Source organism: Pectobacterium zantedeschiae (assembly GCF_004137795.1).
Classification (GTDB): domain Bacteria; phylum Pseudomonadota; class Gammaproteobacteria; order Enterobacterales; family Enterobacteriaceae; genus Pectobacterium; species Pectobacterium zantedeschiae.
In genome coordinates, this window is sequence record NZ_NWTM01000001.1 from 2,366,357 (window position 1) to 2,390,685 (window position 24,329).

Below are 24,329 nucleotides of genomic sequence, written 5' to 3' on the forward strand. Positions count from 1 at the left end.
TTAATAAATAAACTTGATTTTATGCGGCCACGCAGTGGAATTTTTCGACATAAAATCACTTATCATTGATGAATAAACAACCAAAAATGAACATCTGCATTAACACATTCCCTCCCATCGAGAGCCTACGGTGCATTTCGTATCGCAGATGCCATTGTCTGACAATGGAGTGCAACGTTGCCATTTTAGGTATCCACACTAACCATTTGAGTTTCAGGACAAACGAGTTCGTTTTGAACAATGCGACGCGTTAGCCCGTAAGAGCGAGGCCCACGACGGGCCGAGTATTTGAACGAAGCCAAGGCACAGATAGCTTGAAGAATGACAAGTACAGAGACGATAATACCAGTGGTATTATGAATACTCTACGCAGGTAGACCAGGAACAGAGAAGAATGGAACACGCGCATACTCAATTAATAGAACAGCTTACTCAGCGCTTTGCGGCAGCAGACAATACTCCGCTCTACCTAAAATTTGCCGAAACGGTCAAAAATGCCGTGCGCAGCGGTGCGCTGGAGCATGGCAATATTCTGCCGGGAGAGCGTGACCTAAGTCAGTTAGCTGGTGTGTCGCGCATTACCGTGCGCAAAGCTATGCAGACGCTGGAAGAAGAAGGTGTTGTTACCCGCGTGCGCGGCTACGGTACACAAATCAATAATATTTTTGAGTATTCGCTGAAAGAAGCGCGCGGCTTTTCACAACAGGTCGTGCTACGAGGCAAAAAGCCCAATACGCTATGGGTGAACAAACAAATCGTAAAAAGCAGCAAGGAAGTAGCCGAACAATTAGCTATTGCGCCAGAAACCTCGGTTTTTCTGTTAAAGCGTATCCGTTATGTGGATGAAGACGCCGTTTCCATTGAAGAGTCATATGTCCCTGTTGATCTGATCGCTGATGCTGAAGATATCGGCGTCTCGCTTTATGACTATTTTCGCAGCCAGAACATCAATCCGCAGCGTACACGCAGCCGCGTCAGCGCACGTATGCCCGACGCCGAGTTTCAGTCACACATTCAGCTTGATAATAAAGTACCGGTTCTGGTCATCAAGCAAATTGCGCTCGACCAGCAGAACCGGCCTATCGAATACAGCATCAGCTATTGCCGTAGCGATCTATACGTGTTCGTCTGCGAGGAGTAACTGAGCACGAAGTTCAGTCTGGGTGGGTGCACAATCGCCCCCCCGGTGACTCACAACATAAGCCGCAACAGCATTCCCCAGCGTGACGGCGTCTGCTAATGACCACCCAGCGGCCAAGCCTGCCAGCGTCCCTCCCGCATGGCTGTCTCCCGCGCCGATGGTATCAACCACCGTTGCCGGAAACGGTGCGACGAGCCCCTCAGACGTCGCATCGAAATACCAGGCCCCCGCTTTGTCTTGACGAATAATCACTGGCGCACAGTATTTCTCCCTCCAGGCACGCCCCAGCGTTTGCGCCTCAGCCGACACACCAAGCATTTCCGCCGCTACTTCCGCTTCCTGACGATTAAGGGACACCACGGGATGAAGTGCCATAATGCGCGCCATCAGGTTTGCCGGGATATCGGCAATGCGTGGACCAAAATCGATAAATGGCGTGACGCTATGCAAGGTTTCCAGCCAGCTTACCAGACGCTCACCGCACGGTGCCGCCAGTTGATAGCCAGAAAGAGAAATCAAACTCCCCGATGCGACGGATAACGATGCTAACCAGCTGTCACTCCACTGGTTTTCAACGCCGCTGAACGACATAAATGTACGTTCGCCGTCCGGCTCAACCAGCGCCAGACACCAACCATTGTCTCCCGAATCGGTTTGAACCACCGTGGTGATGTTCTGTTTTTCCAGACTATTACGAATGATATCTGCCCACACGCCCTGCCCGACAGGCAAAGCGTTTTGTGCTTGCATCCCAAGGCGTTTAAGCGCAATGGCAATATTCAAGGCGCAGCCACCAATATTCACGCTTTGCTGCTTCAGTTCGATATCACACCCGCGGTACGGCAACGCATAAGCATCGGCAATCACATCAATCACCGCAGCCCCAATGATGGTCAACGGCTGACGTGTCGTTAATTCATCCAGTTTTGCAGCAAGTTTGCTGGCTTTCATCACGCCTCCCGTGCTGAACGGAATTGCAGTAGCAAGCTGGCATAGCGATGAAAATCAAGCTGGTTAATGTCATCCAGTTCTTGCTTCAACGCGGCATCAATCGCCGTTACCCCATGCAGTGCACCACATATCGCCGTCGCCATCGCCCCAATCGTATCGGTATCCCCCCCGAGGTTGGCGCACAGAATCGCACAGCGGTTTGGATCGGTTTGCGCCAGCTCCACCATTGCGATTGCGGTCGCAACAGATTCGATCGTGCTCGTTCCCGCACCAATCAGTTGATAAAGCTGCTCGCTGGCGCTTTCCGTACCGTTTGCGTTACGCACGATATTCAGAGCCAATTCCAGACGCGCGGCAAGAGAAGCGCTAAACGTAGTAATTCGTTTTTCCTGAGCACGCCGCGCCACAGACGGCAACGCATCGACGATATCCTGCCAGCCAGCTCCGTCAATCGCCTGGGAAATAGCCCAGGCAATAACAACAGCTCCCGCAATCGCCACGTCGGATTTATGCGTCGGGCTGGAGGCCAGCGCTACCTGCTCAATGAAGGCATCAAGATTGTGCGTGGGCAGCAGGCAACCGAGCGGGGACGCCCGCATCGCGGCACCATTCGTGACGCCATTATTTTCCAGCTCGCTTACCGACGTACCTTGTCTGATCGCATTCAACGCAATTTTAGACGTTGGGCCGAGTACATTTTTATTAAATGCATCGAACGATTCCGCCCACTTCAGGATGTGGCGGCCAATCGCATCAGCATTGATCTCTCCATCGCATTCAATGATGGCATCGGCCAGACTTAGCGCCATCGAGGTATCATCCGTAAACTCGCCGCGGCCGAAATAACACGCTGCATTGTTTTCCGCCGGACCCGGTAAAAAACGATCAATCCAGCCGAAATGCGCTTTAACGCGCGTTCGCGGCCACAGTTCCGATGGCATACCCATCGCATCCCCTAAAGCCTGGCCGTATAAGGCACCGAGAATACGTTCTTGTTTCATTTGTTTTCCTCTGTACTGAAATGCTGATTTGCACCCTCTACATCGATCGTCGAGATCGCTTTATCTGACTCCCGGAACAGCAGGATAAAGATCAGCGCAATAATCGCGATCATCACCGCACCAAAAAGCCACATGCCGGTCCAGTTAAAGGTCAGGCCGTTTACCGGCTCACCGTGGGCGAAAAGTTTCTCCATCATCACGCCCCCCAAACGGTATCCCAACAGGCTGCCGAAGCCCTGACAGCAGAGCGTTATCAGACCCTGCGCAGCCGTACGCATGTGCACTGGCGCTTTTTTATCAACGTAGATATAGGCGGTGACATAGTAAAAATCGTAACTCACACCGTGTAGCAGAATGCCGAGGAACAGCAGCGCATACGTGAAGTAGTGGTAAGCATCGCCGTAGACGAAGAAGACGTAACGGATAGCCGCCGTCACCAGCCCCAGCAACAATACCTTTTTAATACCAAAGCGTTTGGTGAAAAACGGCAACGCCAGCATGAAGAAAATCTCCGAGAACTGGCCCAGAGTCATCCAGCCTGTTGCGTTTTTCATGCCAACTTCGGTAAGGAAGCCAGTGGCAAAAATGTAATAAAACGCCAGCGGCATCGCGAACAAGAAGGAGCAGACAAAAAACACCAGAAAGTTTTTGTCTTTTAACAACACAATCGCATCCAGCCCCAGCATAACTTTAACATCCAACTTGCCAGTGCTTTTCGGCGGCGTATCTGGCAGGAAAAAGGCAAAGAAACCAAGCAACGCAGAGCTGGCGGCAGTAATCAGCAACGGGATATTAGTCGGAGAAATATCGCTAAACCCAAGCCACGTCGGCAGAAAACCACATACGATACCGGAGGCGATCCAACCAATCGTTCCCAATACTCGGATGCGTGGGAAATCCCGCTCCACATCGGCCACATGCGAAAAGGCGATGCTGTTCGTCAAGGCGATAGTGGGCATGTAGGTTAATGAATACGCCAGCAGCAGCGGGAAGAAATACATAAATTCCGTTTGCTGCGCCGCCAGATACATCAGTATCGCTCCGGCGAACATCAGTACTGCCAGCACTTTTTGTGCGGCGAAGAAACGGTCGGTGAGTGACCCCACCAGAATCGGCGACAAAATAGCGGCAATCGCAGTACAGGCATACGACCAGCCGATTTCGCCCGCAGTGAACCCGCTTTTGCTCAAATACAGCCAGAGTGGAACAAACCAGGCTCCCCAGATAAACCATTCAACGAACATCATGAACGACAGCTTTGCTGTAGTTTTCATATTTACATCCTTCATGACAGAGTAAGGTACACCTTTAAAATACCAATTAATAATACCTTTTAAATACCTTTGAGTTCATTACTTGAGCCATGTAACATTTTTGCAGCAAAATTTATCATTTCAGGGAAAAGAATGGCAGAAAAGCGCGATAACAGCGTGGAGTTAAAATGGGGATAAAGGGGGCGGTGCAGAATCAGCATAAAAAACGCCGCGTCATGTAACACATAACGCGGCGAGAAGGATGTATACCCGTCATATTTCAAGTTGCGTATGCATGGTTCAAAACGCTACCGTTTTGTCCTGAAACTCGAATTACCTAGGGTATAGAATATAAATAAAATAGGTATTACAGGTATTTACATAAGTAAGAGGTTGGCTCTGCTACCTGCAAATTGAACTCACTTTTCCCCGGAACGAAAAACGTTTCTCCCGGTGTGAAAACCTGCCAATCCGGTGCGCCGGGCAACAGTACTTTTAATGCCCCAGTGATGACCGTCATTTCTTCCGGCTGTCCAGTTCCAAACGTGTATTCGCCCGCGTCCATAACACCGACACTGGCGCGGCCAATGCTGTCGCCTTCAAAACCGATTGACTTGACCTTCCCTGCAAAATACTCATTTACATTCAGCATAGCGCGGCACCTATCGTCGAAAAATTCAGGAAATTCATCTTAAAAGGAGAGTTGAGCCACTGTCACGATCTATTCATTGAAAGTTAGTGCTCAGTAACACTGACTGGTGAATATTTTGCCAGTGTCCCATTTTACCGCCCTACGCTGCCGACGAGCGTAGCGCCTTCAACACGCTTGCCACAATAGCGTCTGGCGCCTGCGATGCATCGATGACGTGATGCGCCACACCGCGATAAAGCGCGTCACGCGCGGCCAGTACGTCGGCCATTTCCTCTGCGATGGGGCGCCCCGTCAGCGTAGGTCGCTGGTTATCCTGCGGATTTTCTTCCAACCGCTGAGCCAGCAGTTCAGCATCCGCGTGGAGGTAAATCACAATACCTTTATCATGCATAAACCGTCGATTGGCTTCCGCTAGCACCATTCCGCCACCTGTCGCGACAATGCAGCGGTTAGACGCCACCTGCTGAAGTGCCAGGCTTTCACGCTGGCGGAAACCATGCCATCCTTCCTGCGCGACCACATCAGCGACGGTCATATTGGTCGTCTGTTGCATAAACAGGTCGGTGTCGACAAAGTCATATCCCAACGCCTGCGCTAGCTGATGCCCTACAGTGGTCTTCCCACAGCCTCTGGCACCAACCATAAAAATGGGGTGTGTCATGTAATGACGAATCCTTCTTTTTTACTCACCCGTTCCGCCATAGTTCAAGCCGCACGCGCATTGGCGGAGCCACAACTCGAACGATTTCGGGTATCAAAGATAAACGGGGTGATTACCTGCTTTGTCGTGGGCTGAATCATACCGATAAAATCGACAGAGAGGGAAGTGACTTCTCAGTGGGAATGAAAAGTTGCATAAGCGGGAGTACAAACTGACAGAGCAGAAGCAAAAAGCCCCGCGTTTAACCGCGGGGCTAACACACTAAAAACCGCCCAAGCGATTAATAAGCGTGGAAGTAATCCTGAATCACAGTTGGATTCGTCGTTTTCGTCAGCGCCAGCATCAACAGAATACGTGATTTTGCCGGGCTCAGAGAATCGGCAACCAGACCGGGTTGGCCTGCATCCGGTGGGACGATACCGCTACCGGTACGGCTGGAGCGCACAACAACAATGCCTTTGCTTTCCGCTTTGCGGATGCCAGCGTCGCCGCGTTTGGATACGCTACCTGCACCCATGCCCGCATACACGATGCCTTTTACGCCGTGTTTGATAGCAGCGTCATACATATATTCTGGATCGTCCTGATAACCATAAATAATGTCGACAGCTGGCAGCTTATCTACGTTGGTCACATCGAATACGGAGCGCGTGGTGTGAACTTTATCCAGACGAGTCTGGTAGTAAACTTTGTCACCGATAATCACGCCCAGATAACCTTCTTCTGGCGCTTTAAAGGTATCCAGCGTAGAGGCGTTGGTTTTGCTGATGAAACGGGCAGAACCAATACGGTCGTTCAATACAACCAGCACACCACGACCGCGAGAGTTTTTATCCGCTGCCACTTTTACTGCACCGTACAGGTTCATCGGGCCATCGGCACTGATTGCCGTTGCCGGACGCATCGCAGCAACAAAGACTACCGGCTTGTCGCTTTTCACCGTCAGGTTCAGGAAATAAGGAGATTCGTCGAGCGTATCCGTACCGTGCGTAATGACCACGCCATCAACATCGCTGCGTGCCAGCAGTTCGTTCACGCGCTTGCTCAGCTTTAACAGCACATCGCTGGTCATATTTTCACTGCCGATGCTGGCAACCTGCTCACCTTTGATATTGGCAAGCGTTTTCAGCTCTGGCACCGCTTGAATCAGCGTATCTACGCCCAACGCACCGGCTTTATACCCAGTGGTTTGCGTATTAGCGGCTGCGGAACCAGCAATCGTACCGCCCGTTGCCAAAATGACAATGTTGGGTAGATTTTCTGCCGCATTTGCCAGAGACGAAAAGCAAACAAAAACAACAACGAATAATGCGTTAAACATCCTTTTCATAACATATACCAACTTATTGAGTTAAGTGGCAGACCAGATACGTCAGGTGCCTGATCTGTAAGTAAAAAACCTCCACTCTGTTGGCAGCCTGCCAACATTGGCGCTTATAATGCCCCAGAATTCAACGAATTAATATATGCCTGTCAGACTTCACGCTAACGGTGTGTTGTGACTCACAGGGTGACATTCTTACGTTACCGACTAATCTGCGCGACGGCATCCTGCGAGGCCTGTTCACGGGCTGCGCCCGTCAGTTCTGACAGCGTACCTTGATGCATTTCAAGCAGACGATCGGCATGTTCAAAATAGTGATCGTCATGGCTGATCGCCACAATCGTTTTGCCTAATGCGCGCAACTGCGGTAACAGCTCAAGATAGAACACACGACGGAATTGCGGATCCTGATCGGCAGCCCATTCATCCAACAGCAGAATGTCGCGCTGTTCGGCGACAGCCAGCAGTAGTGCTACACGCTTACGCTGCCCTTGTGATAGCTGCAAATTCATCACCTGATGATTCTCTAGCGTCAGCTTATGCCGCATGTTCAGGTGCTCCAGCCAGCCATCGACCAGCGCCATATCTGGCTCCATTCCCTGTGGGCCCATCATTTGTCCAAACAGGTGGAAGTCGGTAAAAATGGCAGAAAATAGCTTTTGATAATCCCCTCGAGTTTCCAGCGTAACAGGTTGATTATCCAACAGTAATATCCCCGACACCGGCGTATAAAGCCCTGTCAGCAGCATTGCCAGCGTCGATTTCCCGCTCCCGTTCCCACCAATCAGAAACACCAGTTCGCCACGCTTAATCACCAGATTGATTGGCCCAACTTCAAAGCCGGAATCGTTATAGCGAAACATCACGTCACGCAGTTCCAGCGTGTGCCAGTCGGCAGGAGCCATTGCAGAGGAAAAAGGTTCCTGATAGTCCGCGAGATCGAAGCGTTTCAACTTATTAAACGCCACTTGTGCGCTCAACAGCGTCGGTAGTGCACCAACGGCCTGAAGCATCGGCGTCCGTAAAAAAAGCAGCGTGAGTGAGTAAGTCGCCGCAACATTGGTATCCGCCCAACCGAGATTGTTTGCCATGAAAAAGACCGCACCAATCACGCCCAGCATCATAATATTCGACCAGTTCACCGCGCTAAGATGGAAGGTGTCGGCACGAATCACATTCTGTCGATAATCTTGCGCATTGGCCTGATAAACCTCTTCGTACAGTTTCTGCGCCCGCTCCCGATTGAGCGTCAATTCCTTACGCCCGTTAATCACGGTTTCATAATCTTTCTGGAGGCGATCTTCCGCTTCCCGAACCTGAGTGAGGTGGCTGTACACGCGGGAAACCAGCATGAACCCACCCCAGAGGGTTATCGCAATCCAGATGGATGTCACTACCAGCATTTTTGGAGAGAGCCACGCCAGATAAGCCGCTGAGCCAATAGTCAGTACAATACCCTGAATCAGTTCCGGCAGGCGTACAAACGCGATGGTGATATTGCGGATATCGCTGGACAGGCTGGCGAGCAGTTGCGCGCTCCCAATCTGCTCAATACGTGCAATGTTGGTATCCAGAATTCGTTTGATAAATTGCCCGCGCAGGCGATAAACGAAATGGTGTCCGAGCGTGGTCAACGCCAGTTGCGATACCAGCGTTACTCCCATCAGGAGCAGCAGCAAGCCCAAAAACTGTGGCAAGACACTTAACGACTGATTGACCGTTTCAATCAATTGCAGGTTGATAAAGGCAATCAACCCAATACCCAATGCGGCGCTCAGCAAGCTTAAAATGATAACAGCGAGAAATGGCCAACGGTATTGTTGGTAAACAATGCGGAGCAATTCCATAACAACCTGGTCTCTATAATGAAAACAATCGCCCGCAGTGTAATGGTGATGACCGTGATATCAAGAATAATTCTCATATCCGGTCTTGTGTCACATTCGCTACTCCCGCAACACACTTTGCGCCGTTAACGAAACTCATTAGAAAAAAGAATGAATAATCACAGCTATTATTATTTCCCTGACAACAAGTTCCGTTAACAGACCACACGTCTCCGTCAAATAAAAAAACACAAATTGATACAATCAATACACTTCAAGATAGCGGTTTACAGAAAGCTGCTCCCTCCATCTTCGCTTCAATGTGTGCAAAAAACGTCTTAACATGCCATAAAAAATGCTAAGTGATGGTAATTAAACATGATAATTAGCATAGTAATAATCTTAAAAAGGAATTCGCCAACTAACGCCTTTAATATGTAGGAATATTGTCATATTTTTTTATTTTCAAAACATTTCAAAAAAGTTGGATTTTTAGTTAAGCCACACCTATAAATATCAAGAATCGGACAAATCTCATACCAGCGAGATTCCCTACGGAAAGGGGCCTACGCTGCATTCAATTTAGCCACACTTTACTGTTATCTAAACCAGGCCTGTTTTTGTGCTCCATTTTTGGTTGCGCATATACCTATACATTCCCGTTGCCACATCGTTCTGTCGGGGGGATGTATCCAGACAATGGTTGCAGATGAGTAAGAGGCTATTTCATGTCAGATATGAATGTTATTGCGGGAAATGTGAACATCCTGTCGCGCCATAATGGCCGGTTCATAGAAAACGTTCCACAGGGGACGAGGAACGTCGAACTACTGGAAAGCAGCACCGTTCGAGTCCAGGGCACACCCGAGATGGTGTCCCGCTATGAGCGCGTCGGCAACGATCTTATCTTGCACATGAAAGACGGCACAACCATCCGCTATGAAAGCTTCTTCACCCTCGACACAGCTGGCTATCACAGTGAGTTGGTTTTTGATGATGGCACTCGGCTTATCCATGCCCAGTTCTCCGGCGCGGCAGCAGGAGAAGGGGCCGCACTCACGGCAGAAGCCGTAGCCCTCACGCCAGAATACGCCACACTGGGTGACATGGCGTCATTACTGATTGGCAGTACCACCAGCGCACTATCGACCGCCACGTTGGGTAGCATTCTTGGTGCTGTCGCTCTCGGCGGAGCCGCTGTCGCAGGGGTCGCAGTCGCTGTGGCATCATCGAGCAATGACAATAACAACAACACACCACCGTCACAGCCAGAACCCTTAACCATTGATGTCTTCGCTGGCAATAACGGACTGAACCGTGCAGAGATAGGCCAACCACATATCCTCAGCGGGAAAACCACCGGAGTCAGCGCAGGGCAAACCGTCACCATCACGCTGAACGGCGTGGTTTACACCACCATAACGGCTGCCGACGGTACGTGGCAATTTACTCTGCCAGCAGATGCATTTACCGGACTGGAAGACGGTATTTATACATTAAAAGTCAGCGTGCCGGGCGCGAACGGCATCATCCACGAGAAAACCCTCGACCTCACCATTGATACGCTGCCTCCGCATTTAACCGTCGATAAATTTACGGGAGATAACTACCTCACCGTAGGAGAACTGGCAAACGGCCAGGTGCTCAACGGGACGGGCGAAGTGGGTCAGAATGTCACGATTACGTTCAATGGAAAAACATACACCACGACGATTAATGCGGCGGGTAACTGGACATTAACCGTTCCTGCCGCAGACCTTCGCGTTCTGAGCGAAGGCGAGCACACCTTGTCGTTCACGATTAGCGATAGCGCTGGCAATATCACTGTGGTTAACCGCACCATCATTGTCGATACCACGCCACCCGAGTTATCCCTGTCACCGTTTACCGGAAATAATCTGATCACCGCAGACGAACTCCAATCTTCACAGTTTATTTCCGGTACGGCTTCACTATCGGATGTCGGCCAGACCGTCACGGTGACGTTTAACGGCACGACTTACACCACTACCGTGGAGAGTGACGGCGCATGGAGCGTTTTCATTCCTTCCGGTGATATGCAGGCGTTAACTAATGGCACCTATAATCTGGTGGCGTCATTAACGGATAAAGCGGGCAACACCACCACGCTACCTCCACAAACCATCACGGTGGATACCAGCGCCGAAGCGGTCAACATTAGTATCATCTCATTTGATAATCGCCTGAATGCCGTAGAAGCAGGACAACCGCTAACGATTGATGGCACCACAGCTAACGTTGCAGCGGGTGAAATCGTCACCGTTACATTGAACGGAAAGTCCTACACCGCCACAACAGGGGCTGACGGCAAATGGTCTGTGGACATTCCTAGCGCCGATCTGCTTGCTCTGACGGATGGTAGCAATACCATTACTGCCAGCGTGCAAGGGATCAGCGGAGAAACTGTCACCGTCGATCACTCGCTGGATGTACACATCAATACGCTCCCATCAATTACGCTGACACCGCCGTTCACCGACGGCGTATTAAACGGAGCCGAAGCCGCACAAGATCAGACCATCAGTGGGGAAACCGGAATTAGCGGTAGAGGCCAAACCGTCAGCCTGACGATCGGCGGATATTACGTTACAGGAACGGTAGATACCAACGGGCATTGGACGGTCACGATCCCTAAAGACGTACTGCAAAACTTGCCATCGGATAATGTCAGCGTGCTGGAGATTGTGGTCCGCGATATCGCAGGCAACGAAGCGATTGTGACGCAGAATATCAGCGTGGATACAACGCCACCGACGCTGACCGTCTCCGCCATCGCTCAGGACAACATTCTCAACGGCATGGAACTGGCGGTCGATCAGATCGTCAGCGGCACAGCATCACTCAGTGAAGCAGGCCTCACAGTTACCATTACGCTGAATGCCAAACCCTACACCACTACCGTCGGCAGTGACGGAAATTGGAGCGTCACACTGCCAACGGCCGATCTGGTGGCTATCGCAGATGGCAACCAGAATCTGACCGTTACATTGACGGATGCCGCTGGCAATACCACCACGGTTACCCGTCCACTCACCATTGACAGCGGTGCGACCAACGCCCCAACCATCACCATCAATAACGTCGCGGATGACAACGTTATTGATGGTGCGGAAGCCAAAGTCAGCCAGCAGTTAAGCGGAACGACGGCCAACGTTGAGGCAGGACAAGTTGTAACCATTAGCCTGAATGGAAAAACTTATCTTGCTACCGTGCAGTCTGGCGGTATCTGGAGCATTAATGTTTCAACTGCGGATATAGCCCTGCTGGCAGACGGTCCACACAGCATTAGCGTTAATGTGAGTAACAAATCGGGCAACACGGCGAGCGGAAGCCGGGATATCAACGTAGACAAGTCTGGCGATAGTATTGCCATCAACATCATCGCCAATGACAATCTGTTAAGCCGGGCAGAATCCCTTCAACCACTGGCGATCAGCGGTAATACCGCCAATGTTCCTGCGGGACAAACGGTTACCGTTACGCTGAATGGGAAAAATTACACGACCACCGTCGCGGCTGACGGCAGTTGGACGTTGCAAATCCCGAGTGCCGATCTTCAGCTTCTGTCAGACGGCAATGCCACCGTCACCGCCAGTGTCAATGTTGCGGGAGGTGCGGCCGTAACCGACAACCAGCCCCTCGGCGTTCATATTCATACCCTGCCGCAACCGACGATTGATACCCCGTTCGGCAATGGCTCACTGAACGGTGCAGAGGCGCTGGTCAGCCAGACGATTACTGGCCACACCGGTATCAGCGGCGCAGGTCAGAGCGTCATCTTGTCTCTTGGCGGGAAGTCTTACACGGGGACGGTTGATGCGGCTGGCAACTGGAAAGTCACCGTCCCTGCGGCCGATCTCCAACAACTGCCAGAAGGTGATAATACGCTGCTGGTGACTGCACAGGATGCCGCAGGCAATCAGGCAGGCCACACATTTGTCAGTCATACCGATTTCACCGCCCCTACCCTGACCATCGGCACCATTGCAGGCGATGACACCATCAATCTCGTCGAATCGCAAAGCAACCAGACGGTCAACGGCACTGCTTCAATCAGTGAAGCGGGTCGTACCGTTGTTATCACCTTCGATGGACAGTTCTATACTGGCGTTGTTGCCGCCAATGGCAACTGGAGTATCAATTTACCCACGGCGGCCCTGCGCGGCATAGCTGATGGCAGCTACACGCTATCCGCTTCGCTCACCGATACCGTCGGGAATACCACCAGCGTCGAGAAATCTATTACGCTTAGTGCCGACCCGGCGTTCCAGCCAACGATCTTCGTTAATGCTTTTGTCGATGAGAATAACCTTATCAGCGCGGCAGATCTCAGAGTCAGCCAGTTGCTAACGGGCACCAGTGCGAATGTGGAAACGGGGCAGGTCGCAACTATTCTTCTTAACAAGAAATTCTACTTTGCCACCATCCAGAGCGATGGTAATTGGAGTGTGGAAATTCCGGCTGAGCATATGGCTGAACTCAGCGAGGGAACGGTATCTATCTCTGCCCAGATCGCCGATCTCGCGGGGAACACGGGGAATCATGAAATCTGGTCTTCTATCGACACCAGCAGTGACAGTATCTCTATCAGCATTGTCGCACTTGATAACCAGATTAATCGCCTCGAAGCATCACAGCCGCTGACCATTTCGGGTTCGACGGTCAACGTCACCCCTGGAGAAAGCGTTACCGTTACACTTAATGGCAAAACCTATACAGGCACGATTGCCGCAAACGGCAGTTGGAGTGTAACAATCAGCAGCAGCGACATGCTGGCGTTACAAGATGGGACGGCAACCATTACGGCCAGCGTGGCCAACCCTGGCGATATCCCAGTAACTGCCAGCCGCAATATTGATATCCATATCAATAATCTGCCGCAGCCAACAATTAATCAGCCTTTCGGTGACGGAATACTGAACATTGTGGAATCGGCCAGCGGGCAAAACCTGACAGGGAAAACCGGCATCAGCGGAGGGGGACAAAGCGTTGTTGTCACGTTGAATGGCAAAACGTATACGGCAACCGTGGATAATCAGGGGAACTGGATCGCAGCACTTCCTGCCGCCGACCTGCAATCCCTGTCAACCGGCGTACAAACAATCCGTGTAGAGGCAACCGACACCGCAGGCAATAGCATAGAGATCGCTCGCGATATTACCATCGACATGGATCTCCCTGTTCTAACGCTGAAACCGCTGACCAGCGACGGTATCATTAACGCGGCCGAGAGTTTGAACGATCAGTTGATCTCCGGTCATGCACTACAATCGGATGCTGGACGCACCGTTATTGTTACCGTCAACAATAAAAATTATCAGGCACAAATTCAGGCAGATGGTAACTGGAGTACCACCATTCCCGCCGCCGATCTCCAGGCTTTAGCTGACGGTAATTACACCGTTACGGCAACATTGACCGGAGCATCGGGTAACAGCACCACCAGCACAGGGTCATTAACGCTGGATGCCAATCCAGCTAACCTACCTCTGCTCACTATCAACGCCATCGCGCTCAATAACGTCATTGACGGCGGTGAAATCAACGTTGCGCAAGTCATCAGCGGCAGTAGCCTGAATGTCGAAGCTGGGCAGCGCGTTACCGTTACACTCGGTGATAACACCTACACCACAACAGTTGACAGCAACGGCCAATGGCGCGTCAGCGTGCCATCTGTCGATCTTATTCATCTGGCACAAGGCACGCATACCGTAACGATCGGCGTCAACGATGTCAGCGGTAATCCGGCAACGCTCAGCCAGACGATTACAGTAAATACCGCCCTAAGCGGTATCGCCATTGACACCGTCGCGGGTGATGACAGGCTGAATCAAGTCGAAGCCACACAAGACCTGACCATTAACGGCAGCAGCCAGAATGTGGCAACCGGCACCACCGTCACGATCATGCTAAACGGGAAAAGTTACGATGGCGTGGTACAGCAGAACGGAGCCTGGAGCATCACCGTGTCTGCCGCGGATGTCAGCACACTGGCCGACGGCACATCAACCCTGACCGTCACTACGATAGACAGTGCGGGGAACGTATTAAGCAGCAGCCGCACCATTGATGTGTTTACCCACAGCAGCCCGATACTGACGCTGAACACGCCGTTTAGCGACGGCATACTTAATGCCGCAGAGGCTGGCGTGACCCAGACGCTCAGCGGCACAACCGGTATCGCCTCACCAGGGCAAGTCATCACCGCCACGCTAGGTGGCGTGACTTACACAGGGATCGTTGATACAGCAGGCAACTGGACGATTTCTCTGCCTGTGAACGGTCTGCAAAATCTGCCTAATGGTGCAACAACATTGCAGGTTAGCGTCAGCGACGCAGCAGGAAACAGCAATACCCTAACCAGCAATATTACCGTAGCTCGTACGCCGCCAACGTTGACGACAGCCAATTTTGCTACCGATAACGTCCTGAATAGCAGCGAAGTATTGAGCGATCAGTTGCTAACCGGCACCGCCTCGCCGTCCAGCGCAGGACAAACCGTCACCGCAACGCTGAACGGTAAAACCTACAGCGGCACCGTCGGTAGTGATGGCACCTGGAGCATCACCATTCCGTCGGCCGATCTGCTCAGCTTGTCCGATGGCAGTTACAGCATCGTTACCCGTCTGACTGATACCGCAGGCAATACCACCACCACCACGCAGACGATTGGTGTCGATGCCAGCCCGTTAAACGCACCAGTCATCACAGTGGGTACTTTCGCGGGCAACAATATTATTGACGGCGCGGAAGCTCGAGTCAGTCAGGTACTCAGCGGCACCAGTAGAAATGTTGAGCAAGGCCAGACGGTGACGATTGTCTTCAATGGCAAACCATATACTGCCGTGGTTTTGTCAAACGGGAACTGGAGCACCACGATCTCGGACGCCGATATGGCCCTGCTGGTTAACGGTAGCCAGACCATTACCGTCAGCGTGAATGATGTCTCTGGCAATACCGCGACATCCAGCAGCACCGTCACGGTTAATACCAATGCAAGTGGGCTGTCTATTGCGCCAATTACTGGGGATAACCAGCTAAATGCGCTGGAAGCGACAAACGGCATTACGATTAACGGTAGTGCCGTCAACGTAGCACCGGGAACGGATGTCAACGTCATACTCAACGGAAAAACCTATACCGTACAGGTGCAGCCAGACGGTACCTGGAGCGCCACGGTTCAATCTGGCGATCTGCAACTGTTGGGTGATGGCATTATTGCGGTTCATGTTACGGCCGTCGATCAGGCTGGCAATACCCTGTCGAGTACACAGCAATTGGGCGTCAGCATCCATAATCCACCGGTAGCGTCGCTGAATATGCCATTCAGCAACGGTTACCTGAATGCCAATGACGCACTATCTGGGCAGACGCTCTCTGGTAGCACAGGCCTTCACGGATCCGGACAAACCGTCAGCGTCACCATTGGCACCACGATCTATTCCGGCACGGTTGACAACAACGGTAACTGGAGCCTTCAACTGCCATCGTCCGTTCTGACTGGGCTGCCAGACGGCATACTCAACATTTCCGTTACCGTCAGCGACGCGGCAGGCAACACGTCTACCGTTCAGGGCAGTGCATTCGTAGATTTAACCCCACCAGTGCTGACCATCAACCCGATTGGCGTCGACGATATCATCAACATCGCGGAAAGCCTGCTGCCACTGGAAATCAGCGGGACATCGCCTATCAACGACAGCGGCCGTCCCATCATTGTCAACGTCACCATCAACGGGCAAATCTATCAGGGGCTGGCACAGGCCGATGGCACATGGAGCGTCACCGTGCCCGCAGGCGACCTGCAAAACATGCCGAACGGCGTTACAGCAATCACCGCCACCTTGACCGATGCCGCAGGCAATACCGGCACCGTCAGCCATTCGATTACGCTGGATACCGATCCTGCCAAAGCACCAACCCTGACGATAGCTACACTGTCGAACGATGATTATCTCAATCTGGCAGAGTCGGGCCAGCCATTGACAATCAACGGCAGCAGCCAAAATGTAGAACAAGGCCAGCAAGTCACTATCGTCCTCAATAATCAGACCTACTTTGCCACAGTGGGTGCGGATGGCAGTTGGAGCGTACAGGTTCCGGCAGCAGATGTTGGCAACGTACCTGACGGCAGACAAACCGTGAGTGCCAGCGTGACCGACGTGAGCGGTAACCCCGGTGCAGCCACGCACTCAATCACCGTCATTACCGATGTCGCCAACTTACCGGGCATCACCATTGCGACACTGTCAGGCAACGACATTATCAGCGCACAGAATAGCCAATCCGACCTGATAATCTCAGGCTCAACGACAAATGTTCAGACAGGACAGCGCGTCACGGTGACGTTAAATAGTAAAACGTATCTGGCGACCGTCGGCGCTGACGGCAGTTGGAGCACCACCGTTCCCGCTAGCGATGTGCAAAGCCTGCCACAGGGCAGTCAGGATGTTACCGCAGCGGTCAGTGACATCGCGCAAAACCCAGCCACGGCGACGCATCCGTTTACGGTTGATACCATTCCACCACTGCTGTCCATCGACATGCTGGTCGATACCAGCGATATCGGTTTGGCAGACGCACTGGCCGGACTCCCACTGAGCGGTAAGGCCGAAGCAGGTCTTTTGGTCACCATCAAAGTCGGTGTGCACGTCTATAGCGTTGTTGCAGATAGCAACGGCGTCTGGCAGATCGCCATTGCGGCGAACGACCTGCTGGCGCTGGGCGACGGCGTGAAAACGCTTGAGGCCAGCGTGACCGACGGCGCAGGGAATGCCAGCGCCACCAGCATTGATATCACGCTAAAAACGCAATCGCTCCCAACGCTGACGCTGGATGCGCTGTATGACAACAATGTCCTCACTACCGCGGAAGTGGCGATAGCAACAACGATCGGCGGTAGTTACACCAACCTGCCAATCGGGGCTGCGATTCAGGTCACAATAGGGACTTACACCGTAACGGGTGTGACACTCGCAGGTGGACTGTGGAGCGCAACCATCCCAGCCAATGCACTTAGCATCCTGGCAGATGGCAACGTGCAGGTCAGCGCGACAGTCACAGACAGTGCAGGTAATACCGGCAGTGCGAGCGGCGCGTTGGATGTCGTCATTAATACCAATTTCTCCATCAGTATCACTCCACCGTTTGTTGACGGGGTGCTCAATCAGGCAGAAAGCACCGTGGATCAACTGCTAACGGGTACAACGGGGCTCCTCGATCCTGGCCAGAGTGTGTCCGTCTCGATCACCAACGGCACAATCACCCATACCTACAGCGCCACCGTTGCCGCCAATGGCCAGTGGAATGTAACCTTACCCGCAGCCGATTTGACTTCACTCGGTGACGGCACACACACCATCAACGTCACCGCCACAGACCATGCAGGTAATACAGGTTCAGGAAGCAGAACGTTTGCCAGCGTGATTGTGGATGTTCCTGCCGCTACGCTGGATACCCCGTTCGGCGATGGCAAACTGAGTCTGGCAGATGCACTGCCGGGCGGTACACTTTCAGGACAAACAGGGTTATCCAGCAATGTGGGACAAACCGTATCGGTCAGCATTAATGGTACAAGCTTCCCGGCTACCGTGAATGCCAATGGGAGTTGGACGCTGTCGCTGGACAGCACCACGCTAATCAATATACCGGACGGCACAGCAACCTTCACCGTCACCGTCACCGACGGTGCAGGCAATACCAGCTCCGCATCAGGCACCGCAGATATTCTGACGACAACCCTGCCAGCGGCAACGCTGAATCTGCCTTTTGGCGATGGCATTCTTAATACTACCGAGATTCAGGTTACCCAGAGCCTGACCGGTCAAACCGGCATTACCGGCGTGGGTCAGAACGTCACCGTTACGGTGACGAATAAAACCACGCTGCTGGAAACCACCTTTACCGCCACCGCAGATGGACTCGGCAGTTGGTCCAGAGATCTGTCCCCTACCGATTTGGCGCTCTTCACCGAAGGAAATTACAGTATTGCTGTCACCGTCACTGACCGGGTAGGCAATACCAACACCAGCGTCCCGCGCGATGTGAGTGCAGCATTAACCCTGCCATCGCCGATTGTCGACGTACAGCCGTTTGGTGCAGATGGCATTCTGAGCAGCGCCGAGGCTGCGTCAGCACTGACATTCTCTGGTCGTACGCAGATCGGCGGTAACGGGCAAAGCGTGAAACTGGAGATCGATCTCAACGGCATTCGCTACACCGCGACGGTAGATAGCGCGGGCAACTGGTCTGTCACACTGCCTGCTAATGCGTTGAGCTCACTGACCGATGGTCCGCATACCATCACGGTGACAGCCGTCGACGCAGCAGGGAATGTCGGTTCAACGCCAATTTCGTTTACCAGCGACCTCACTCCACCGACGATCACACTCAATACGCCGTTTGGCGATGGCTACCTGAGTATTGCTGAAGCCGCAACGCTTGCGGGCAGGACGTTAAGCGGTAGCGCGGGGGATGCAGCCAGCATGACCGTCACGCTGGGAGGACAAACGCTTGTTACGCAAATTATCGCTGGAGTCTGGACGGCTGAGCTGACGACAGCTCAGCTCACCCAACTTACTGACGGTACACAGAGTATCGTCATCACGGCGACAGATGCCGTAGGTAACAGCACAACGCTGAATTCTCAGGCAATCCTTGCCGTACAATCGACCCCGGCACTCGCTATTACCGCCTTTGCCGGACTGGATGGCCTCACCTATGCGGAAAGTCGCACCACACAGACCATCAGCGGTACCTCGACCGGGCTGGAAGTCGGGCAAAACGTGGTCGTCAGGCTGAATGGCATCGACTACACCACAAAAGTGCTCACAGGGGGGATCTGGAGCGTTAACATTCCGTCTTCGGCGCTGCAAACTCTGGCGAACACGACGTATACCATCACCGCCGATGCAACAGATAAAGCGGGCAATCCGGCAGCGCAAGCCAGTGTAGGATTCAATGTCGACTTGACGCCACCTTCAATGACGATGGTGATCGACCCCATCGCAGGTGACGATATTATTAACGCTGCTGAGATAAGCGGTGATATCACCCTATCCGGGCGAGTGGCTGGCCAGCCAATGGCCCCAATAACCGTGTTAATTGGGGGCATGCCAGCTAGTGGCATAATCACGACTGATGCCAATGGATTTTGGCAAACCACCATTTCCGCCAGTACCTATTTCACGATCAACGGTGATATTACTGTCTCGGCAACCGTAACAACATTCCCGCTCATAACCAGCACCAAAACGGTGCTGGTCGATACGGTAGCGCCTACGCTGAACATCATCTCCTTTGCGTCGGACAACGTGCTCAACGCCGCGGGAATGAGTACGGCACAGGCGATTACCGGTACGGCATCCATTACGGAAGCAGGGCAAATCGTTTCGATTAGCCTGAATGGGAAAACCTACAGCGCGCAGGTTTCCGCAACAGGTACCTGGAGCGTCAATGTTCCCGCGGCCGATCTGGCACAGCTAGCCGATGGTAGCCACACCATCACGGCGACTCTCGCCGATAAAGCAGGAAATAGCACCACCACTACGCAGACGGTTGCCGTCGATACCGCCATCCCACTGCTTAGCGTTACGCTGTTTGATGACAATATTCTGACGTTGGCAGAGGCGCTGGCGGGGGGTGCAATTACCGGGACAGGCGAAGTGGGTGCCACCGTTACGCTAACCGCAGGCCCGCTGACAGGCACAACCACTGTCGGCCCTAACGGTACCTGGAGCATCCCCGTGCTGTCCGTCAATTTGCAAAGTCTGACAGACGGCGCGCAGGTCATCGGTGTGACGCTGACGAACACCTCCGGCAACACCACACACCTTAATGTCACGCTGGACGTCGCGCTCAATCAAACGCTCGGTGCTGGCGTCAGCAATATCTTCGGTAATGATGGCATTCTCAACCTGGCCGAATCGCTGGTGACACAGGTCATCAGCGGTAACGCGACGGGGGACTATCTGGGCGCGAAAGTACAAGTCACCGTGCTCGGCACCACGGTGGAGGCCACGGTGGGCGCTAACGGTGCCTGGAGCGTTTCGCTTCCTTCGACATTATTCAACGGATTAAGTAACGGGCTACTGCAAGTTAACGTAGGCATTATCGATTCACACGGTAACGAGAAAACCCAGTTGATCAACATTGACGTGCTGAAATCACTGCCCGTGATTGACTCCATCGTTGCTTTCACCGATGGCGCCTTAAATGCGGCTGATGTCGCTACCAGCCAGATTATCAGCGGTGTGGTCAGTAATGTGAACATCGCTGCGGGTGCAACGGTCGCTGTGACGTTGGGTAACACCATTTATACCGGTATTACCGTCGGCGCAGGCGGTGCCTGGAGCCTGTCCGTTCCTGCTCTTGATTTGCAAGCCTTGCAGGATGGAACCTTAGCGGTAGGCGTTGCAGTCACCGACCATGCGGGCAACACCACCAGCCAGGTTGTCAACGTTCCAGCAGTCATCAAGAATCTGCCGAGCATTACGCTCAACCCGGTCTTTGGTGATAGCGTGCTCAACCTGGCCGATCTGCTGGTCAATCAAACCCTGAGCGGCACGGCCACTGGTCTGGCAGGCAGAACCATTACGCTGAGCATCGCGGGTTCACAAATCGCTACGGCTACCGTTGGCACAGATGGTAAATGGAGCGTGGCCGTCACCCCTAGCATACTGGGCGTCCTGCAAGGGCTGGGCAGCGGTGACTTCACCGTGTCCGCGACCGCGACAGATAGCGTAGGTAATAGCACCAACGCCGGTGCAGGTATCAAGTTCGATTTCGCACAGCCAGTGATTACGCTGAATCCGGTATTTGGCGGCGATGGCTTCCTCAATGCAGCAGAAGCACTGGTCGCACAAACTATCGGTGGCGTGGTAACCAATGCAAGTGTGGGATCGCAGGTTACCGTTACCCTTGGCAGTAAAACCTTCCTATCTACCGTCGGTGCGGGTGGCGTGTTCAGCCTGACGCTGCAACCGTCAGATCTTAGTGCACTGGCCGATGGTAGCGTGACGCTTGGCGTATCCGTCACCAACGCCTCCGGCAACACTGGCACGGTTAATAACGCCATCAACATTATTGCCAAAAACTTGCCAACGATTAGTCTTGGCTCGCTGTTTGGCGGTGATGGTTTCCTCAACGCCGCAGAGGCTGCACTGACGCAGACGATCGGCGGAACCACCACCAATGCGATAGCAGGATCGTCCGTAGTGATACGCATCGGCTCTCTGACGCTCAATGCCACTGTAGGTAATGACGGCACCTGGAGCACCAGCGTAACGCCATTGCAACTGTCCGGCCTGGCCAACGGCAACCTCACCGTCAGCGCGACAGTGACCGATCCGGCAGGTAACAGCAATGGCATCAGCACGGGTCTTAACGTCGCCATATTGCCACCAACCATCACTCTTAACACGTTGTTTAACAATGGGGTATTGGATCTCTCCAGCCTACTGAGCGCCCAAACCATCAGCGGAACAACGACCAACGTGGCTGCCGGTACCGCACTCAACGTCACGCTGGGCAACAAGACCTACACCACAACGGTCGGCGCAAACGGCAGTTGGAGCCTGCCGGTTCCTAGCCTCGACCTGAAAGCCCTCGTGGATGGCGTCACGAGTGTCGGCGTCCGTCTGGTTGATGCCGCGGGTAACGTGGGCGAAAGAACCGGTGCATTGAGTGTGGCGATTAACGGCCAGCCAACGCTGACCATCAACCCACTCTTTGGCGGTGATGGCCTGCTGAATGCCATCGAAGCCGCTGCGGGTCAAGTGATCAGTGGCACCAGTACCAATGCGATAGGTTCCACGATCCAAATATCGCTGGGAACAAAGACGTATTCTGCCGTGGTACAGAGCAATGGTAGTTGGTCTGTGAGCCTACCAGCACTCGATCTCAACAATCTGACGGACGGTACACTTTCTCTCAGCGCATCGTTAACCAACGCGGCAGGGAAAACAATCAGCGCAGGAGCGTCGATCGGCGTAGGTATTCACGCGCTGCCAACGGTCAACCTCGGTTCCCTGTTTGGTGGAGACGGTTACCTGAATTTGGCTGAAGCTGGCGTGAACCAGATCATTAGCGGGACCACAACCAATGCAGCAGGCGGCAGCATCACGTTAAACGTAGGCGGGCTCTCGCTCAACGCCACCGTCGCAAGTAACGGCACCTGGAGCATCAGCGTACCCAGCGCCAACCTCCTCAACATCGCCGACGGTAATTTGTCCGTGGGTGTTACCGTCACCGACCGCTACGGCAATACCAACAACACCAGCAGCAATGTAATCGTGAAAACACACCAACTACCGCAGTTGGGCATTGATGCGGTCGGGTCACTGATTGGTAACACGCTTGGCCTTTTGACAAACGGCGTCACCGTCAGCGGGGTATCACGCTATGTCCAGCAAGGTACCAAGGTCAATGTCACCCTGCTCGGCCAAACGCTACAGGGCACCGTCGGTGCCGATGGCAAGTGGAGCGCACATTTCACCAGTACCCTACTCGGCATTAACGCCTTCAATGTAGGGGCAATTTTGACAGCGCTACTCGGTACGGCAGTTGAAGCCTCTGTTACCGACCAGGCCGGTAACTTCACTGGTGTTTCTGCCGGATTAACCTCTGGCGTCGTTATCGGCTTGCCGATCGCGAGCATGATGGCGCTGGACGTTGACGATAACAGCCTTGCTCAGGTGGCTTCACTATCCAGTGAACAGAGCGATACAGGGGAAAGCGCCGATGTGCAAACCCTGCATGTCAGCTCGAAAGTGGCGGCGACTGCGCTTAGCGAGACAACCACCATCGACAATAGCGCCAGCACCGAAGTGGATGACAGCGTGTATGCCATCGGCGGCGTTGTTATCAGTCTGGCCGACGGCAGCGTGCACACAGGCACCGACATCGAAGGCAGTGAAGGTGATGACCTCATTACGCTCTCGACTCTCGATTTTACGCAGATCGATGGTGGCGATGGCATTGATACGCTGGTTTTGGATGGCACCGAACTCAATCTGGATCTCACCGTGTTGGGGCTGAAAATCGACAACGTGGAGATCTTTGATTTAGGCCAAAACGGTACCAACAGCATCACGCTGGATCTCGAGCGCGCCCTGAATGTCACCGACCGACCAGAAGATGACCTGCTGATCGTCGGGGGTGAAGGTAGCAAGGTGAACCTGATTCCAGGCGGCGGTGCCTGGAGCACGGTAGGACAGCGTGATATTGATGGCCAGCACTTCGATGTCTACCACCATTCATCGCTGGATAACGCCAACAACCTGGGAGATGTGCTGGTGCAGCAAGGGCTGCTCGTCAATATGGTGTAACCGCGTTTTAAGTGCCGGCCCAACAAAGGACCGGGGCTCGGGGCGAGCGGCGTTTGAGCCGCCCCGAGTCGGTCGCATGCTACGAGGTAGCGTGAAAATAACGGTATTGTCGCGCACGAAATATCCCCCAGCAGCATAAAAATATGAAGAAGAGAGAGATCGGGAAGGGTATT

General features: G+C 53.1%; 9 protein-coding genes. 2 read left to right on the plus strand and 7 right to left on the minus strand.

Going from position 1 to position 24,329, the window contains the following annotated elements; translation table 11 throughout:
* Window positions 1-394 precede the first annotated feature (394 nt).
* The gene (locus tag CLR69_RS10765) at window positions 395-1,141 is read left to right on the plus strand and encodes a GntR family transcriptional regulator (protein ID WP_129703264.1); all 747 of its coding nucleotides are present in this window, start codon (window positions 395-397) and stop codon (window positions 1,139-1,141) included.
* Here the strand turns inward: CLR69_RS10765 and CLR69_RS10770 are convergent.
* The 7 genes from CLR69_RS10770 to CLR69_RS10800 all read right to left on the minus strand — a co-directional run bounded on the left by CLR69_RS10770 (window position 1,115) and on the right by CLR69_RS10800 (window position 8,830).
* Window positions 1,115-2,092 carry a PfkB family carbohydrate kinase gene (locus tag CLR69_RS10770; protein ID WP_129712637.1) on the minus strand — a complete coding sequence of 326 codons (978 nt, stop codon included), beginning with the start codon at window positions 2,090-2,092 and terminating at the stop codon, window positions 1,115-1,117. The two genes, CLR69_RS10765 and CLR69_RS10770, sit on opposite strands and share 27 nt — an antisense overlap.
* Window positions 2,092-3,093, minus strand: a complete 1,002-nt coding sequence (locus tag CLR69_RS10775; protein ID WP_129712638.1) for an ADP-ribosylglycohydrolase family protein — start codon at window positions 3,091-3,093, stop codon at window positions 2,092-2,094. The genes CLR69_RS10770 and CLR69_RS10775 overlap by 1 nt, the downstream gene beginning before the upstream one ends.
* Window positions 3,090-4,367 carry a nucleoside permease gene (locus tag CLR69_RS10780; RefSeq protein WP_129703258.1) on the minus strand — a complete coding sequence of 426 codons (1,278 nt, stop codon included), beginning with the start codon at window positions 4,365-4,367 and terminating at the stop codon, window positions 3,090-3,092. Before CLR69_RS10780 ends, CLR69_RS10775 begins: the two co-directional genes overlap by 4 nt.
* 346 nt (window positions 4,368-4,713) lie before the next feature.
* Window positions 4,714-4,998 carry a pyrimidine/purine nucleoside phosphorylase gene (gene ppnP, locus CLR69_RS10785; RefSeq protein WP_129703256.1) on the minus strand — a complete coding sequence of 95 codons (285 nt, stop codon included), beginning with the start codon at window positions 4,996-4,998 and terminating at the stop codon, window positions 4,714-4,716.
* Between the two features lie 139 nt (window positions 4,999-5,137).
* A complete protein-coding gene (aroL, locus tag CLR69_RS10790) occupies window positions 5,138-5,659 on the minus strand; it encodes a shikimate kinase AroL (RefSeq protein ID WP_129703254.1) in 522 nt (173 codons plus the stop codon).
* 280 nt (window positions 5,660-5,939) lie between these two features.
* A complete protein-coding gene (locus CLR69_RS10795) occupies window positions 5,940-6,989 on the minus strand; it encodes a type II asparaginase (protein ID WP_422762868.1) in 1,050 nt (349 codons plus the stop codon).
* A 194-nt stretch (window positions 6,990-7,183) separates the two neighbouring features.
* Window positions 7,184-8,830 (minus strand): multidrug ABC transporter permease/ATP-binding protein, encoded by a 1,647-nt coding sequence (locus tag CLR69_RS10800; protein WP_129712639.1) that lies wholly within the window; start codon window positions 8,828-8,830, stop codon window positions 7,184-7,186.
* A gap of 707 nt (window positions 8,831-9,537) precedes the next feature.
* On the opposite strand from CLR69_RS10800, the gene CLR69_RS10805 reads away from it, so the two are divergent.
* A complete protein-coding gene (locus CLR69_RS10805) occupies window positions 9,538-24,156 on the plus strand; it encodes an Ig-like domain-containing protein (protein WP_129712640.1) in 14,619 nt (4,872 codons plus the stop codon).
* Window positions 24,157-24,329 lie beyond the last annotated feature (173 nt).

Excerpts from the sequence above, each read along its gene's own strand:
- CLR69_RS10765 (WP_129703264.1), top strand. The coding sequence starts at position 395 with ATGGAACACGCGCATACTCAATTAATAGAACAGCTTACTCAGCGCTTT.
- CLR69_RS10770 (WP_129712637.1), bottom strand. The coding sequence starts at position 2,092 with ATGAAAGCCAGCAAACTTGCTGCAAAACTGGATGAATTAACGACACGT.
- CLR69_RS10775 (WP_129712638.1), bottom strand. The coding sequence starts at position 3,093 with ATGAAACAAGAACGTATTCTCGGTGCCTTATACGGCCAGGCTTTAGGG.
- CLR69_RS10780 (WP_129703258.1), bottom strand. The coding sequence starts at position 4,367 with ATGAAAACTACAGCAAAGCTGTCGTTCATGATGTTCGTTGAATGGTTT.
- ppnP (WP_129703256.1), bottom strand. The coding sequence starts at position 4,998 with ATGCTGAATGTAAATGAGTATTTTGCAGGGAAGGTCAAGTCAATCGGT.
- aroL (WP_129703254.1), bottom strand. The coding sequence starts at position 5,659 with ATGACACACCCCATTTTTATGGTTGGTGCCAGAGGCTGTGGGAAGACC.
- CLR69_RS10795 (WP_422762868.1), bottom strand. The coding sequence starts at position 6,989 with ATGAAAAGGATGTTTAACGCATTATTCGTTGTTGTTTTTGTTTGCTTT.
- CLR69_RS10800 (WP_129712639.1), bottom strand. The coding sequence starts at position 8,830 with ATGGAATTGCTCCGCATTGTTTACCAACAATACCGTTGGCCATTTCTC.
- CLR69_RS10805 (WP_129712640.1), top strand. The coding sequence starts at position 9,538 with ATGTCAGATATGAATGTTATTGCGGGAAATGTGAACATCCTGTCGCGC.